16 protein-coding genes are annotated in these 13,900 nt (G+C 63.5%); 2 read left to right on the top strand and 14 right to left on the bottom strand.

What is annotated here, in order from left to right; translation table 11 throughout:
• Window positions 1–31: 31 nt before the first annotated feature.
• From tatB to sigE, 4 genes are all read right to left on the bottom strand, one after another.
• Window positions 32–424, bottom strand: coding sequence for a Sec-independent protein translocase protein TatB (tatB, locus tag ABWI03_RS07145; protein ID WP_003945177.1), 393 nt, complete (start codon window positions 422–424; stop codon window positions 32–34).
• 74 nt (window positions 425–498) lie between these two features.
• Complete coding sequence (locus ABWI03_RS07140; RefSeq protein WP_353798767.1) at window positions 499–1,977, bottom strand: S1C family serine protease; 1,479 nt, start codon at window positions 1,975–1,977, stop codon at window positions 499–501.
• A gap of 75 nt (window positions 1,978–2,052) precedes the next feature.
• On the bottom strand, window positions 2,053–2,412 hold the full coding sequence (locus ABWI03_RS07135; RefSeq protein ID WP_298775257.1) for an RNA polymerase subunit sigma-70: 360 nt from the start codon (window positions 2,410–2,412) through the stop codon (window positions 2,053–2,055).
• A gap of 52 nt (window positions 2,413–2,464) precedes the next feature.
• Window positions 2,465–3,061: an RNA polymerase sigma factor SigE gene (gene sigE, locus ABWI03_RS07130; protein WP_029255812.1), complete on the bottom strand. Its 597-nt coding sequence runs from the start codon at window positions 3,059–3,061 to the stop codon at window positions 2,465–2,467.
• A gap of 330 nt (window positions 3,062–3,391) precedes the next feature.
• Between sigE and ABWI03_RS07125 the strand changes: the two genes are divergently transcribed.
• The gene (locus ABWI03_RS07125) at window positions 3,392–4,027 is read left to right on the top strand and encodes an O-methyltransferase (RefSeq protein ID WP_007736091.1); all 636 of its coding nucleotides are present in this window, start codon (window positions 3,392–3,394) and stop codon (window positions 4,025–4,027) included.
• Here ABWI03_RS07125 and glgC read toward each other — a convergent pair.
• The gene (gene glgC, locus ABWI03_RS07120) at window positions 4,024–5,238 is read right to left on the bottom strand and encodes a glucose-1-phosphate adenylyltransferase (RefSeq protein WP_003945185.1); all 1,215 of its coding nucleotides are present in this window, start codon (window positions 5,236–5,238) and stop codon (window positions 4,024–4,026) included. The genes ABWI03_RS07125 and glgC overlap by 4 nt on opposite strands.
• 132 nt (window positions 5,239–5,370) lie before the next feature.
• Here glgC and glgA point away from each other — a divergent pair, with 132 nt between their 5' ends.
• On the top strand, window positions 5,371–6,543 hold the full coding sequence (glgA, locus tag ABWI03_RS07115) for a glycogen synthase (RefSeq protein WP_124569917.1): 1,173 nt from the start codon (window positions 5,371–5,373) through the stop codon (window positions 6,541–6,543).
• Window positions 6,544–6,549: 6 nt separating this feature from the next.
• Here the strand turns inward: glgA and ABWI03_RS07110 are convergent, their stop codons facing one another.
• From ABWI03_RS07110 to ABWI03_RS07070, 9 genes are all read right to left on the bottom strand, one after another.
• Window positions 6,550–7,389, bottom strand: a complete 840-nt coding sequence (locus ABWI03_RS07110) for a putative RNA methyltransferase (RefSeq protein ID WP_095972924.1) — start codon at window positions 7,387–7,389, stop codon at window positions 6,550–6,552.
• A 117-nt stretch (window positions 7,390–7,506) separates the two neighbouring features.
• On the bottom strand, window positions 7,507–7,674 hold the full coding sequence (locus tag ABWI03_RS07105) for a DUF3117 domain-containing protein (RefSeq protein WP_003945169.1): 168 nt from the start codon (window positions 7,672–7,674) through the stop codon (window positions 7,507–7,509).
• 151 nt (window positions 7,675–7,825) lie between these two features.
• The gene (locus ABWI03_RS07100) at window positions 7,826–8,395 is read right to left on the bottom strand and encodes a DNA-3-methyladenine glycosylase I (protein WP_166813459.1); all 570 of its coding nucleotides are present in this window, start codon (window positions 8,393–8,395) and stop codon (window positions 7,826–7,828) included.
• A complete protein-coding gene (locus ABWI03_RS07095; RefSeq protein WP_296556564.1) occupies window positions 8,395–8,772 on the bottom strand; it encodes a DivIVA domain-containing protein in 378 nt (125 codons plus the stop codon). The genes ABWI03_RS07100 and ABWI03_RS07095 overlap by 1 nt, the downstream gene beginning before the upstream one ends.
• 32 nt (window positions 8,773–8,804) lie before the next feature.
• Window positions 8,805–9,746 carry a glucosyl-3-phosphoglycerate synthase gene (locus tag ABWI03_RS07090; protein WP_019749363.1) on the bottom strand — a complete coding sequence of 314 codons (942 nt, stop codon included), beginning with the start codon at window positions 9,744–9,746 and terminating at the stop codon, window positions 8,805–8,807.
• Complete coding sequence (gene folP, locus ABWI03_RS07085) at window positions 9,743–10,642, bottom strand: dihydropteroate synthase (RefSeq protein WP_298775240.1); 900 nt, start codon at window positions 10,640–10,642, stop codon at window positions 9,743–9,745. The genes ABWI03_RS07090 and folP overlap by 4 nt, the downstream gene beginning before the upstream one ends.
• Before the next feature lie 30 nt (window positions 10,643–10,672).
• Window positions 10,673–12,445: a long-chain-acyl-CoA synthetase gene (locus tag ABWI03_RS07080; protein WP_095972910.1), complete on the bottom strand. Its 1,773-nt coding sequence runs from the start codon at window positions 12,443–12,445 to the stop codon at window positions 10,673–10,675.
• A gap of 88 nt (window positions 12,446–12,533) precedes the next feature.
• A complete protein-coding gene (locus tag ABWI03_RS07075) occupies window positions 12,534–13,091 on the bottom strand; it encodes an LOG family protein (RefSeq protein ID WP_095972911.1) in 558 nt (185 codons plus the stop codon).
• Window positions 13,085–13,888, bottom strand: coding sequence for an LOG family protein (locus tag ABWI03_RS07070; RefSeq protein ID WP_003945176.1), 804 nt, complete (start codon window positions 13,886–13,888; stop codon window positions 13,085–13,087). The genes ABWI03_RS07075 and ABWI03_RS07070 overlap by 7 nt, the downstream gene beginning before the upstream one ends.
• Between the last annotated feature and the right edge of the window lie 12 nt (window positions 13,889–13,900).

The raw sequence follows: 13,900 nt of genomic DNA, 5'->3' as shown, positions 1-13,900 counted from the left end.
TCGGTGACAGGCGCCCTTTCGTATGTCGAATCTAGGTTGCGTCGAAGTCCACAGGAGGACGTTCGCCCGCGGTGAGTGGCTTGTCCTTCGACAGCGTCTTCGGCTCCTGCACTCCGCTCTGCGGCTTCTTGTCGAAGTTGCCCGTGAAGATGGAGTCGTCGCCGTCGAGAAGGTGTTGGGTGATCACGGCGCGCGGCGTCATCCCGCGCAGCTTGTTCAGATCTGCGAGTGGTTTACGCAGATCCTCGAAATCGGTGCCCAGTTCTTCCTTGAGCTGATTGGAAGCGCCCGAAGCATATTCGCGCACCTGCCTCAGGGATTTCGTGACCCAGGAGACCGCACCAGGAAGCCGCTCAGGTCCCAAGATGACCAGAGCCGCTACGAGGAGGATCATGAACTCGCCCCAACCGATGTTGCCAAACACAGGGTCAGCCTACTGTGTGCTCGCTCGGTGCGCGCATGTCCGGATCAACCTCACAGGAAGATCGCAGGGTCCGATCAGTCGGACACCGGCGTGACCGAAATGTCGACCTGCCGTCCGTCGCGGATCAACTGGACGTTGACCGGCTGATCGACAGTCGTCGCGTTGACGGCAACCACCAATTCGTCGGCACTGGTGACCGGGCGGTCACCGACCTTGACGATGACGTCACCCTCGACGATCCCCGCACGTTGCGCTGGGCTGCCATCGCGGACGTTGGCCACGGCAGCGCCGCTGGTCGCGTCGTTGACCGCGGTACGGGCATTCACGCCGATGTCGGGATGATGAACCTTGCCGTCGCGGATGATGGTCTGCGCCACCTCGGTGACCGTGTCGATCGGAATCGCGAAGCCGAGCCCGACCGAACCACCGGACTCGCTGAGCATTGCGGTGTTGATGCCGATGACGCGGGCTTCGTCGTCGACGAGCGCACCGCCGGAGTTGCCGTGGTTGATCGCCGCGTCGGTCTGAACGGCGTCGATGACGGCGTTGGTGTCGGTGCCTTCACCCGACAACCGCAGCGGCCGGTTCAACGCACTGACGATTCCGCGAGTGACGGTCTTGCTCAACCCGAGCGGTGAGCCGACGGCGACGACGTCGTCGCCTACCTGGACGTCTTCGGATTTTCCGAGCTGGGCGACCGTCAGATTGTTGGCCGAGACTTTGAGCACCGCGAGGTCTGTCTTGACGTCTCGGCCGACGATCTGGGCGTCGGTCTTGGTTCCGTCGGAGAAGATCACCTGGATCTTCGCGTCTTGTGCCGGCGGTACGGCCGAGGAGATCACGTGGTTGTTGGTGACGATGTATCCCTCACCCGAGATGACAACACCGGATCCGGTACTTCCCTGGTCACCGACGGCGACCTGAATCGACACCACGGAAGGCAGCACCGCGTCGGCGACCTTCGCCACCTGCGACTCCGGCTGTTCGCCGCCGCCGGATTGAACGAGCGTGACACGTGAGCTGGTGAGCGAACTGCGATCGGCAGTGATGACCGTGGCGAGTAACCCGCCGACGAGCGCGATGACCAACGCCATGCCTGCAAGCGCGGCCAGTGCCGAAGGGGCGACCTTGCGACCGAACAACAACTCACGCACATCGAGTTTCTGGGCGGGAGGCAACTGCACCGGCGCCTCGGACGCTGCTGGATTTCCCAGTGAGACCGCGGATTCAGGATCGCGCCACGGATCGCTCGGCGGTTCTTCGTCGGGAGTGCTGTCGGCCGACGCCTCGGGATCGCGACCGATCGACGCGGTTGCGTCTGCGGGTCGACCGAACGCTTCGGCCAGAACCGGGTCCGGAGTCCCGATCACGACGTCGGACGACGGGGTCGATCGCGTGGCAACCGGAGTGAACGAGCCCTCGACTCCGCTCGGCCGACCGAACACCTGGCGCGAGGCCGGATCGATCTGAGGTCGGTACACCGGGCGGGGGTCGAGTACCGGCGCATCTGCCGGTCGATCCACCGAACCGTTTGCCGAAGAATCCGAGCTCACTCCGGAGTGCCCCCTTTTTCCGTCAGTCACGTCGTCCAGTATCACTGATCCGCGCCGGGAAGCAGGCGCGCGGCGTCATTTGCGCCAGCGACGGGACAACCGCTTGCTGATGGTGGAGAAGCCCACAGGCTGATTACCGACGGAACTGTCGGCGTTTTCCGAATTTGGTCCGGTACTCGGACTGTTGCACGAGGGAATCTGACTGAGAAGTCCCACCAGGGACAACGGCATCGTCATCTCGCCGCTTCGACGCAGTGCACCACGTGCCTGCTGCTGAGCATCGACGGCCGCAGCGCACTCGGCGCAGATCGAGATGTGATGCGAGGCCCGCAAGTAGGCCTGCATTCGGAGTTCCCCGTCGACGTAGGCAGCGATTGCCTCGCTGGCCAGATGTTCGGTCGAACCGAACTGGCGATGTGCCCGCGCCTCCGTCATTCGTCCCTCCAGGTGATTGACCACGTCCCGCTCTGTAGCTCGAACCCGACCGTCAGAAACCGACGAGTTCGGATTCGGCTGCGCGCTGCGCTGCCAGATGATCACGAATCGCCTGTCGCCCACGATGGATACGGCTACGAACCGTTCCGAGCTTCACTCCCAGTGTGGCACCGATTTCCTCGTATGACAGACCTTCGATGTCACAGAGCACGACAGCAGCGCGAAATTCAGGTGCGAGTGAGTCGAGCGCGGCCTGCAGACCTGCGTCGAGGCGCGCGTCGTGGTAGATCTGCTCGGGGTCCGGGCCGGGTGAGGGAACACGGTCGTAGTCCTCGGGCAGTGCTTCCATACGGATGCGGTTGCGTCGGCGAACCATGTCGAGGAACAGATTTGTCGTGATGCGGTGCAGCCAGCCCTCGAACGTTCCGGGCTGATAATCGGAGAGCGAGCGGAACACCCGAATGAAGGTGTCCTGCGTCAAGTCCTCGGCGTCCTGGGCATCGCCTGACAACCGGTAAGCCAGGCGGTACACCCGGTCACCATGTTGACGCACGAGTTCGTCCCAAGACGGCATGGAGGACTTCTCACCAGTTGCATCGAACACAGCTGTGCCGATCAATTCGGAATCCACAGCCGATTCCGTCGTCAAAACTTCCGACTCTCGAGGGCGAGGCTCGTCGTTGACCTGGTAAATAAGTTGATCCTCCTGCTCGGGATCGCGTAGTTCGATCACCGCGTTGTCCGAATCACGTGATGCGCGATATTCGGGAGAACCAGCCGATGCTGTGATTTGTTCCCGATCACCGAGCTGCGAAAGACCAACTTGGTAGAAATCGATACCGCCGTGCGATCTTCGATCCGGCGATGTATACACCTTTTCTCATCGCGGTGTGCACGCCATATGAGGAGCCTGAGGGATTCCTGAGAATCCTGGTGACTGCGCGCCTTGCAGCGACAATCCGAACCGCCCGATAACCTCATGAGCGTGACCCACGCCGAACAGATACTCCGCCACGTCGAGGACGTAGTTTCCGAGGACGAGATTTTGACCGCGGCGCGAGATCGAGCGCTGGATCTCGGAGCCCATCCGGTGACGCCTGCCGTCGGCGCGACTCTCGCCATGTTCGCGAGAATGCTCGACGCGAAGACGGCCGTCGAGGTGGGTACCGGAGCCGGCGTGAGCAGCCTGTGGCTTCTGCACGGAATGCGTGACGACGGCGTTCTGACCACGATCGACAGCGAACCCGAACATCAGCGGGCAGCCAAGCTGACCTTTCGCGAAAGCGGCATCGCTCCGGCACGCACTCGCCTGATCAACGGACGGGCTCTCGACGTCCTTCCCCGTCTCGCCGACGGTGGCTACGACCTGGTCTTCGTCGACTGCGCCGCAATCGACCACCCGCATTACGTCCGCGAAGGTGTCCGGTTGCTGCGCTCCGGCGGTGTCATCGTTCTGCACAACGCCCTCGCCGACGGCCGCGTTGCCGACAGCTCCGCCCGCGACGCGACAACTGTCGCGGTCCGAGAAGCGGCAAAGGCCGTAACCGAGGACGAGCGACTCATTCGAGTCCTGCTCCCCCTCGGCGACGGCCTCCTCTGCGCGAGCAAGCTCTAGATCCAGACGCCCTTACCGATGGCGACGACGCCGCCCTGACTGACGGCGAATCGTTCGCGGTCACGTTCGAGGTCGACACCGATGATTTCGCCGTCACCGACGACGACGTTCTTGTCGAGGATGGCGCGCCGCACGACGGCGCCCTTGCCGATGCGCACACCCGGCATCAGCACACTGCCCTCGACCGTCGCGCCGTCTTCGATCATGACGTTTGAACTGAGCACCGAATTGCGCACGGTCGCGGCAGAGAGGATCGACCCCGCACCGACCACCGATTCCTGTGCGAGTCCGCCCTTCACGAACTTGGCGGGCGCGAGATTCTCGGTGGCGCCGCGGATGGGCCAGCGGCGGTTGTAGAGGTTGAAGATCGGGTGCACCGACACGAGGTCCATGTGAGCGTCGTAGAAGGCGTCGAGAGTACCGACGTCACGCCAGTAACCACGGTCGCGATCGGTGGCACCGGGAACGACGTTGTCCTTGAAGTCGTAGACCGACGCCTCACCCGCAGCGACCAAGGCGGGAATGATGTCGCCGCCCATGTCGTGATCGGAATCGGAGTTCTCCGAATCGGCGCGGATGGCGTCCACGAGCACCTTGGTGGTGAACACATAGTTACCCATGGACGCGAACGTCGAATTGGGGTCGTCCGGTGTCCCGGGAGGATGGGCGGGCTTCTCGAGGAACTGGGTGATGCGTCCGGACTCGTCGCTGTCGATGCAGCCGAAAGCAAAAGCCTCGCTTCGCGGTACACGAATACCGGCGACCGTCACCCCTGCCCCGGATTCGATGTGGTGTTGCACCATCTGTTCCGGATCCATCCGGTACACGTGGTCGGCACCGAACACCACGATGTACTCGGGGTCCTCGTCGTAAACGAGATTGAGCGACTGCAGGATTGCGTCGGCGCTGCCGGTGTACCAGCGCGGCCCGAGCCGCTGCTGGGCCGGGACCGGAGTGATGTACTCACCCGCGAACCCGGACAATCGCCACGTCTGCGAAATGTGGCGGTCGAGTGAATGTGACTTGTATTGCGTCAACACACAAATACGCAGATATCCCGCGTTGACAAGGTTGCTCAACACGAAGTCGATAAGTCGATATGCACCTCCGAAGGGCACTGCGGGCTTCGCTCTGTCCGCGGTCAGCGGATACAAGCGTTTGCCCTCGCCCCCGGCGAGCACGATTCCAAGCACATGCGGCTGGCTTCTCACACCGCTAACCTATCCGCACTGGTGAACTCCCGCTAGCGAAGCAGTCCGAGAGGTCCGATCGTGTCCCCTCCGGGCGGACGGGGTTACGTTCGATCGGTAGCCGGATCGACCACGGGCGGTTAGGTTTAGCGCGTGCGAGTCGCGATGATGACCAAGGAATACCCGCCGGAGATCTACGGCGGCGCAGGAGTACACGTAACCGAGCTTGTCGCTCAGATGAAGCGGTTGTGCGAGGTCGACGTGCACTGCATGGGCGCCCCGCGCGAAGGCGCGATCGTCCACTCACCCGACCCCGCTCTCGCCGGATCCAACCCCGCCTTGACGACGCTCTCCACCGAACTGCGGATGGCGGATGCCGCAGCCGGCGTCGACATCGTCCACTCCCACACCTGGTACACCGGACTGGCCGGGCATCTCGCCTCGGCGCTCTACGACGTACCGCACATCCTCACTGCCCACTCACTCGAGCCCAGACGCCCGTGGAAGGCCGAACAGCTAGGTGGTGGCTATCGGATCTCGTCGTGGTCCGAACGCAACGCCGTCGAGCACGCAGACGCGATCATCGCCGTCAGTTCCGGTATGCGACTCGACGTCCTCGACGCGTACCCCGCTGTCGATCCGAGTCGCGTGCACGTCGTACGCAACGGAATCGACACCGAGGTTTGGCATCCCGGTGGAGCGGCACCGGGAGCGCAGTCCGCACTCGCGTCGATCGGCGTCGACCCGGCGAAACCCGTCGTGGCCTTTGTCGGGCGGATCACGAGACAAAAGGGCGTCGGGCACCTCGTCGCAGCAGCACACCACTTCGATCCGGAGATTCAACTCGTGCTGTGCGCCGGTGCGCCCGATACACCGGAGATCGCCGCCGAGACCGAGAAGGCGGTGGCCGAACTCGCCAGGCACCGGGGCAATGTCTTCTGGGTGCGCGAAATGCTACCCACGGAGCAGATCAGGGAAATACTCTCGGCAGCAACGGTATTCGTCTGCCCTTCGGTCTACGAGCCCCTCGGGATCGTCAATCTCGAAGCCATGGCGTGCGAGACCGCCGTGGTCGCTTCCGATGTCGGCGGCATCCCCGAGGTGGTCGCCGACGGCGTGACCGGACGACTCGTGCACTACAACGCCTACGAGCCGAACGCATTCGAGGAGTCACTCGCGGCCACCGTCAATGCCGTTGTCGCCGACCGAGAAGGCGCAGACGCGATGGGTCGTGCAGGCAGAATCCGTGCGATCGACGAGTTCTCCTGGGCCGAAATAGCCAAGCAGACGCTCGAGGTCTACGCGGACGCCGTCACGAGACGCTGATCCGCATCAGATCTTGCGATAGGTCGAGACCGTCGCCGACGCGGTGACGGTGCTCGGCTGCGGCAGTTTCGCCACGGCGGCAGCCAGATCGGCGGGCGTCAGGTGTCTCGCCGACGGTCCCATCCCCACCAGGTCGAGAACATCCTGGTGCGAGAGCGACATCGTGAACTCGACCTCGTCGCTACTCACGCGCTCGAAATAGCCGGCCATCGACGATTCGAGACGTTCCACCTTGCGATCGTCGACCTTGACCATTGCGAGAATGTCGATCAGTTCACGCAGATGCCTGTCGGTGGGCGTCAAGACCACCAGAACGCCGTCATCGGCGAGAACTCGATGGGACTGCGGACCGTTGCGTGGTGCGAACACACAGAGCACGTGAGAGAGCGCTCCGTCCCGAATCGGCAGTGGTTGCCAGACGTCCGCGACGATCGAGCCGATCCTTTCGTGGACCTTCGCTGCTCGCCGTGCCGCAAATTTGGACACGTCCAAGGCTATCGCCCGAGAATCGGCAAGCGAATCCACGACGTGTGCGAGGTATTGTCCTGTGCCTGCACCGATTTCGACAATCCGCGCCGGTTCCGACCCTGCCGTCGTCACGCAGGCCCGCGAGACGGCATCCATCAGCGGACCGAAGTGGCCGGCGCCGAGCAACCGTGCACGCGCGGCGATCATCTCGGCACTGTCGCCGGTGAACTTCGTGGCACCGCCACTGATCAGGCTCACGTAGCCCTGGCGAGCGACGTCGAATCGATGTCCGCGGTCGCACTCGACGGCGCCGTCCACCAATTCCAACTCGGCAGCACACTGCGGGCAGGACAGGAGATCGATCACGGTGGCAAGCATTGATCCGTCCTTTCGGCTACCGGTGGTGCGCACACACTTCAGGCCCCGTACCGAATCGGATACGGAGCCTGCGTGCAATCACGTGCTGTTGTTCGTACTGCTACAACCTGGACCCGACTAGCTGGTGACGTTCGTGAGTTCCACACCGAGCGCTGCAGCTTCATCCGGGGTCAGCTCGACGACGAGGCGTCCGCCACCCTCGAGTGGAACCCGCATGACGATTCCTCGTCCCTCTTTGGTTGCTTCGAGGGGACCGTCCCCGGTCCGGGGCTTCATGGCCGCCATCCTCTGCTCCCTCCAGATCTGCGCTGCATTGCTCTGCGCCTCGACTAACGGTGCGCCCCGCCAACAATCAGCGAGGCTCGTACCCTCCATTGTTCCCTATGGATGCGGGAACCGGGAATCTGAGTCACATTTAGGGGTGTTCAGTCGACCGTCACACCTGCGCCGGAACCCAGCAATCAGCCACGTGATCGTCGACCATTCCGGTAGCCTGCATGAGCGCATAAGCCGTGGTAGGACCCACAAACTTGAACCCGCGCCGCTTGAGTTCCTTGGCCATGGCAGTCGACTCGGGAGTGACCGCCGGAACCTCTGCAATTGATGTCAGTCTTCTGGTGCGTCGAGGCGGCGAGAACGACCAGAGTAACGAATCGAGGTCCAGATCGGGTGAATTCACGAGCACTCGGGCGTTGGAAATCGTCGCCTCGATCTTCGCGCGATTGCGGACGATCGCGGCATCGGAGAGCAGTCTCTCCACGTCCGCAACTCCGTACGCTGCGACCTTGTCCGGATCGAACCCGTCGAAGGCTTCGCGGAACGCCTCGCGTTTACGCAGAATCGTGATCCACGACAGTCCCGATTGGAATGCTTCGAGGGCGAGCCGCTCGAACAGTTCGTCGCGCCCGTGCAGCGGACGCCCCCACTCCTCGTCGTGATAGTCGCGGTACAGCGTGTCACCGGGCGTCTCGACCACCCAGCCGCACCGAACCAGTCCGTCTGTCATCAGCCCTGGGAATCCTTCGATTCGGATTCGGTCTCAGGCGCCTCCTGCGATGCTTCAGCCTTGGCCGGAGCATCCGCCTTCACCAGGACCTCAGACCGCTCGTCACGGCCCAGTTGTGCACGCAGAGAATCGATTTCCAACCCGAGGCGATGCAGGGCCCAATCCACTTCACTCGCCTTGTAGCCGCGCAGCACCTGCTGAAAACGCAGAGCGTCGACATCCGCACCGGTGACGTCCTCTGCCGGGAGTACGGTCGCCGTCGTGCCAGGAGGCAGCGGCGGCAGCTCTTCCGAGCGCCCGAACACAGCACTGGCGGCGAGGAAGATCATCGCGCCGACCAGTGCCATGACAATCAGGTACAGGAGGATCGTCATCATGGACCGATACTCCCATACCCGAGTGTGAGCGGTCAGACCCCCGCGGTGCGCACTATCGAATTCATCGGGGGTCGATCGAGCAGCGATACCTCCGTGGTCTCGGGCACGAAAGAATCACCGTCGACCAGGAATTGGGTCAACCCCGCCCCCGAATCCTCGATCCCGCACCGTCTGAGCATCGTTCCGATGATCTGCCGACTCATCACGCCGAGATCGGCGAGCGGCCGGTTGCGATGCTTGCGCACACCGAGATTGACCTGACCGATCGCCGCCAGCCCCAACGTGTCGTACGTGTCGAGCAGCAAGCCGATCTCGACGCCGTAGCCGGGGGCGAACGGGACAGCCGAGAGCAACTCACGGGTGCCGGCGTATTCACCGCCGAGTGGTTGCAGTACCGACGTGAGTTCGGGCCGCAGCGCGGCCAACATGGGCCGCGCAACCAATTCCGTGACTCGTCCGCCGCCATTGGCGTCTTCCGTGCCGCTCACGCGCAGCGGGCGGCGGTAGTAACCCTTCACCAGATGGATGCCGTCCACCGTGAGCAACGGGCCCAGCAGTTTGGGCACGAACGCCGGATCGGGATTGATGAGGTCGGAATCGACGAATGCGATCAGATCGCCCGTCGTTGCGGCGACCGAACGCCAGAGCACCTCACCTTTGCCCGCGGTCGGTGGGATGGACGGAACTGCGCTCTCACGACTGATCACCGTCGCTCCGGCCGCGCGCGCACGCTCGGCAGTACGGTCGGTGGAACCGGAATCGAGAACGATCAATTCGTCGACCAAGCCCCCGAGCAAGGGATGAATGGTGTCGACCACCGCAGCAACGGTGTCTTCTTCGTTGAGCGCGGGCAACACCACCGAGACGGTTCGGCCACCCTTCGCCCGTTCGAGTTCGGCGACCGTCCAACTCGGATGGTCCCAACTGTTGGCTTCTGCCCATACGCGGGTCGGGCCCGCACCGGTGATACTCATGCCAGACCTCGAACCGTACGTACGGGGGCGCGGCGTCCCTGGATCGCGGCCACCATGTCGACTACACGACGGGTGGACGCCACCTCGTGAACACGGAACACCCGGGCGCCGCCCGCCGCGGCCATTGCTGTCGCTGCCAATGTTCCCTCCAACCTCTCGGAAAGCTCCACACCAAGAGTCTCCCCGATGAAGTCCTTATTACTCAGCGCCATCAGCACTGGCCACCCGGTGTTTACAAGAACGTCCACTTTCCGCAACAACTCGAGCCCGTGGAAGGTGTTCTTACCGAAATCGTGGGTGGGATCGATCAGAATCGCATCGCGCGGAACTCCGAGCGCCGAGGCGCGTTCTGCTGCCGACACCACCTCGGTGACCACATCTGCGACGACGTCGTCGTAGCGGACACGGTGGGGGCGCGTGCGCGGAACTGCGCCGCCGGTGTGCGAGCAGACGATTCCGGCACCCGTCTCGGCGGCGACCACGACGAGTTCGGGATCCGCACCGGCCCACGTGTCGTTGATCAGGTCGGCACCTTCGTCGCGTGCCAGCCGTGCGACGCCACTTCGCCAGGTGTCGACGCTGATGATCAACTCGGGGTACTTGGCTCTGATCGCGGCGACGAACGGAACGACTCGCCTGACCTCTTCGTCGGCGTCGACGAGGTCACCGGGCCCGGCTTTCACTCCCCCGATGTCCACCAGATCGGCGCCTTCGCCGACGGCCCGATCGACGGCAGCCATCGCTGCCGAGTCCGAGAACGTCGCGCCCTGGTCGTAGAAGGAATCGGGAGTGCGGTTGACGATCGCCATCACCAATGCACGGTCGACCGCGACCGGACGCCCACACAGGGTGGGCGCCGGACCTGGCTGCGCGGTCGAACCGGAGAGTGAAGACATGCCACTCATACTGGCATGACGGAACTCGGTCTAGCCCTTGGGTACCGAGCCTGCCGCGACCTTTCCGACGTATTCGTCGTACGAGTCCACATAACCACCCTCGCGGCCTTCGAGAACGTGCAGAGTGTCGGCGCCGACGTCGTAACCTTCGTTGCGCAATTCCACCTTGCGCGACTTGAAAGTGCTGGTGTGTTCGAGTGAGTCGACGATGCGGATGAACAGCGGGACCGCGTAGTTGGGGAGCTTGCCGTAGAGGTGAGCCGCGACTTCGGTGCCCTCGAAACTCCCGCCGTCCCGCAGCTTGACCGCTGCCATGCCCGCGCGACCGTCGGTGCCCGGAATCTCGACGCCGTAGACAACTGCTTCCTCGACGGCCGGGTGCGAACTCAGCGCGCCCTCGACCTCCGTGGTGGCTACGTTCTCACCCTTCCACCGGAAGGTGTCACCGAGGCGGTCGACGAAGGCGACGTGGCCCCATCCCTGCTTGCGCACCAGGTCTCCGGTGTCGAACCAGGTGTCGTCGTCCTTGAATCCGCCGCGTACCAGCTTGCTGTTGCTCGCCGCTTCGTCGGTGTAGCCGTCGAAAGGTGCTCGGTCGGTGACCTTGGACAGCAGGAGCCCGACCTGACCCGTGGAAACCTTGCGCAGTCGACCGTCGGCTCCCCGCAACGCTTTTCCGGTGTTCTCGTCGAACTCCACCACGGCGTGCGGCAACGGGCAGATACCTGCTGTCTTGTCCACGTTGAGTGCGTTGACGAACGCGATGTTGCATTCGCTCGCACCGTAGAACTCGGCGACGCGGGGAATGCCGAACCGCGCAGTGAACTCGGCCCAGATCTCCGGGCGCAGACCGTTACCCACCATCAGCCGAACTGCGTTGTCGCTGTCGGTCGGCTTGGCCGGCTGGTTGAGCAGATAGCGGCACAGTTCACCGATGTAGGTGAATGCGGTCGCCTTGTTGAGTGCGATGTCGTCCCAGAACCGCGAGGCGGAGAACTGACGTCCGATCGCGATGGTCGCACCGGACGCGAGCACCGACGACAGCGATACCGTCAACGCGTTGTTGTGATAGAGCGGCAGGCAGCAGTACAGAGTGTCCGAGCCCCGCAAGCGCACGCCCATCAACCCGAGACCGGACATCGACTTCAACCAGCGGAAGTGAGTCATCAAGCTCGCCTTGGGCATTCCGGTGGTGCCCGAGGTGAAGATGTAGAACGCCTTCTCCTTCGCCAGCACCTCGGCGGTGACCGCCGGGTTGGCCGGATCAGCCGTCTTCGCCAGATCGGAGAGTTCGCTGACAAGAAGTTGATCGGGCCCGGTAAATCCGGCGGGCAACGATTCGAGGGCTTCCTCACACTCGTCGGCGACCACCAGGACGCGAGCGTCGAGCAGCGTAAGGCTGTGTGCCAGAACGTCGTCGCGCTGGTTGTAGTTCAGCATTCCTGCCGCGGCACCGAGTTTGACGGCAGCGAGTGCAACCAACAGTGCCTCAGGAGTGTTCTTGGCCAGAACGCCGACGACGTCACCGCGGTCGACGCCTCGGCCACGAAGAACATCCGCGTAGCGATTGACCAGTTCGTTGGCCTCCGCGTAACTGGTCGCGTGGCCCTCGAACCGGATGAACGGGCGCGACGGGTGCGCGTGCGCGGCCTTCTGGAAGATCAACCCGATCGATTCCTTGGCCGAAGGCTTGCGTGTGAGCCCGGCGGCCCCCCGCGCCAGGATCGGCACCTCGGTGATCATCGACGGCAGTTTTGCCGCCAGATCCAGCAGGCCGACGGTCGAACGGGCTTCCGAACTCATGGCTCCCCTAACACGTATCCGGCGCCCATTCGGCCGCCCAGTCTGCGGCCACCTTACTGCACGGTAATAAAGCCCGCCATGCCCCAGGTCAGCCTTTCACGCACGCGTCGAGCGCGGCCTCGACATCCGTTCTCACCAGCAGGGTGTCCAGCGCCTGACGCCCGACGAAGCCGGTCCCGTCGAGCTTGTTCAGCCACTCGAGCAGGCCGGTGAAGTGTCCGACGGGATCGAGCATCACCACCGGCTTCTCGTGCATCCCCAGGTAACCCGCGGTCCACGTCTCGAACAGCTCCTCCAGCGTCCCGATCCCGCCGGGCAGCGTGATGAACGCGTCGGCGTGATCTTCCATCAGCTTCTTGCGCTCGCGCATGGTGTCAGTGACGATCAGCTCGTCGGCATCGACGTCGGCAACTTCCTTGTGCACCAAGGCCTTCGGAATGACGCCGACGGTCCAAGCGCCCGCCGCGCGAGCGGACTCGGCGACAGCGCCCATCATCGAAACATTGCCGCCGCCCGAGACCAACTGCCATCCGCGTCGACCGATCGCGGTGCCCACCTCCGACGCCAACGCCAGGAACGATTCGTCCACCGGACCTGACGCGCAGTAGACGCAGATCGAGTACTTCTTGTCGGAATCGGTCACCATTCTTCTTCTTTCCCCAGATCTGCGGCCTCGTCGACGCCCTTGTCGGCGTTGAGGACGATTCGTACTGCTTCTTCCACGCTGTCGGTGACGTGCAGCAAGTTCACGTCGCCTTCGGAAATCTTGCCGTCACGCTCGAGGGTGCCGCGAATCCAGTCGACGAGTCCGGACCAGTACTCGGTACCGAACAGGACGATCGGGAAGCGCGTGACCTTGTGGGTCTGCACCAGAGTCAGTGCCTCGAACAGCTCGTCGAGTGTGCCGAAGCCGCCCGGCAGGCAGATGAATGCCTGGGAGTACTTCACGAACATCGTCTTGCGTGCGAAGAAGTAACGGAAGTTGATTCCGAGATCCACCCACTCGTTGAGTCCCTGCTCGAACGGCAGCTCGATGCCGAGGCCGATCGAGTATCCACCGGCCTCGCTGCAACCGCGGTTGGCAGCCTCCATGACTCCTGGTCCACCGCCGGTGATGACGGCGTACCCGGCTTCGGCCAACGCGGTTCCCAGCTCACGGCCGGATTGGTACTCGGGATGATCGACCGTGGTGCGTGCCGAACCGAACACCGTCACCGCACGCGGAACCTCGGCGAGCGCGCCGAAACCTTCGATGAATTCGCTCTGGATACGCAACACACGCCACGGATCGGTGTGGACCCAGTCCGTGGGTCCGCGCTTGTCGAGCAAGCGCTGATCGGTCGTGGTCTTCTCGTCCTTGCGCTTGCGGCGAAGCTGTACGGGCCCGCGGTGCTTGATCGACGAGCTCTGCTTCTTCGAAGCCGAATTCTTCTCTGGTGCCATGCGGCAAGGCTA

It is taken from the genome of Rhodococcus baikonurensis (genome assembly GCF_040489275.1).
GTDB classification, from domain to species: domain Bacteria; phylum Actinomycetota; class Actinomycetes; order Mycobacteriales; family Mycobacteriaceae; genus Rhodococcus_F; species Rhodococcus_F baikonurensis.
This window is presented reverse-complemented; position numbering and strand designations above follow the sequence as displayed.